The sequence below is a fragment of the Pseudobacteroides sp. genome, assembly GCF_036567765.1.
Lineage (GTDB): Bacteria > Bacillota > Clostridia > Acetivibrionales > DSM-2933 > Pseudobacteroides.
Window position 1 is genome coordinate 1 of the sequence record NZ_DATCTU010000002.1, and the last position, 1,891, is coordinate 1,891.

The following is a 1,891-nucleotide window of genomic DNA, read 5'->3' on the forward strand; positions in this document are numbered from 1 at the left end:
ATCCGACATCGGCCCAACCGAACCACCCGAATACTTTTGATGCTTTATCATTAAGAACCGTATTGCAGTTGGTTGCTTTGTTCAGATGACAAAGCTTCAAAAGTATTTGGTTGGTTCGGCTGGGCCGATGTCGGATTCGTATACTTTACAGGCAGTTTTCTCTTTCTTCTGCAGTCCCCTGAAGGAGAAGGACTTTCTTTAATGGCAATACTTGCCGCCCTCTCAATACCGTATCCACTCTTCTCGATTTATTACCAGGGAGTTGTTTTGAAGAAGTGGTGCCCCATGTGCCTTGGGGTTCAGCTTATATTGATTACAGAATTCGTTTTACTGATGCCTCAGTTTTCACAGCTTAGCTTTTCTTTGGATTCTGTTACAAGGCTTGTACTCAGTTTACCTGTAATTGCTTTAGTCTACACCCTGTATATATTATTCCGCAGGGAGTATACCTCTGGGGAAATGCATTATTATAAGTATCTCGGGTTTAAAAAGAATCCTGACATACTGAGGATACTTCTGATGAATCAGCCCTACTATGATATTCCATTATCTGAGAGCAGTCTGATTTTTGGTAACAGGGATGCTTCGGTGAGGATAACGGCATTTCTCAGTCTGCACTGTTCTCATTGTGCGAGAGCTTTTAAAAAGATCCGGAACATGCTCAATGAAAATGAAGATATAATTATAAATCTTGTTCTGATTACATCCGACAACAAAATGCTCACGACTCTTTATAACAATAACAGGCAGGGCAAAGAAGCGGAATCATTAGAACTAATGGAGCAATGGTTTAATGCTGATCCCTATTCCAGGACAAAGATCACAGGAGGCCTTTGCATCCCTGAAGACAGTGATCTTTCCAGGGAAGTTAATGAAGAAAGCACGAAGCTTTTCAAAGAATGCAATGTAATGGGAACTCCGACTTTTTTCATAAATGGTTACAAACTCCCGCCACAGTATGAAATTGATGATTTGAGGTATTTCAGGGAGATTTTTAACGGGAAGGAGGAAGTAAGTATAAAAGTAAGTGCTGTTAATTAATTAACAATAAGTAAATTCTTGGGTATTAATGAATTCATTTTTAATAAATTTGAAAGAGAAGGGCAGGAAGTTTTTCCCTGTGCTCTGCCTCGCCCACCGGAACCCATGTGAAGGTGGGAGCTCTGAGCTCTGTGCCACTTCCTGCCCGGACCTTTCCTCAACAGAAAGGAGGTGTATTGGCAAAGATAATGTTTTAACCGGATCGGCAGCCAAGCCAATATATGAAATCCGTTGATAAAACACGACGATGATTAATAACCTTTTATTATTTTAAAGATGAAAAAACTTAATAAATTGCAGATCAATCCTGGAAAGTTAATGAAGGAAGAGGAACTAGTGACTTTAAGAGGAGGATATGGTTGGCTTACTTGTAGAGTAGATGGTGTAATATGCTGGTCAGCTTCAATTGATACTTGTATATATGCTTATCAGGTTTGTTCAGACCTCTGTGGCCCTTGGACAGAAGCAATATGTGCCGGTGATTAAGTATTATAAAGGGAGGTGAATCCTCCCTTTTTTGAAACTCTATCATTTAATGAAAAAATAGATCTATCATATCGAAAATCCTAAGCTATTCCATTTGTATGAAACCAGTTGTCATAGTTTTTCTATTCATAATACTCATAATAAGTTGCCAAAATAACAACATCGAGGAAAATAACCAAATTAAGACTTTTAATATTAAAAAGTTACCTAAAGTCACAAATGTAAAACTATCTGATTTAGGATTTATTGATATTGAATATATTCCACTAGAAACTAGTAAAAAAAGCTTAATTCAGAGGACAATTAATATAGGTTCATATGGAGATAGAATAATAGTAGGGAATAATTCAATTATAATTAAAGA

Annotated in this window: 2 protein-coding genes; both read left to right on the forward strand. The window is 37.3% G+C overall.

What is annotated here, in order from left to right; genetic code table 11:
* The first annotated feature begins 201 nt into the window (after positions 1 to 201).
* Positions 202 to 1,041 carry a thioredoxin domain-containing protein gene (locus tag VIO64_RS00030; protein WP_331913920.1) on the forward strand — a complete coding sequence of 280 codons (840 nt, stop codon included), beginning with the start codon at positions 202 to 204 and terminating at the stop codon, positions 1,039 to 1,041.
* 584 nt (positions 1,042 to 1,625) lie between these two features.
* Positions 1,626 to 1,891, forward strand: a 266-nt coding sequence (locus tag VIO64_RS00035; RefSeq protein ID WP_331913922.1) for a 6-bladed beta-propeller, incomplete at its 3' end; no start/stop codon positions are given.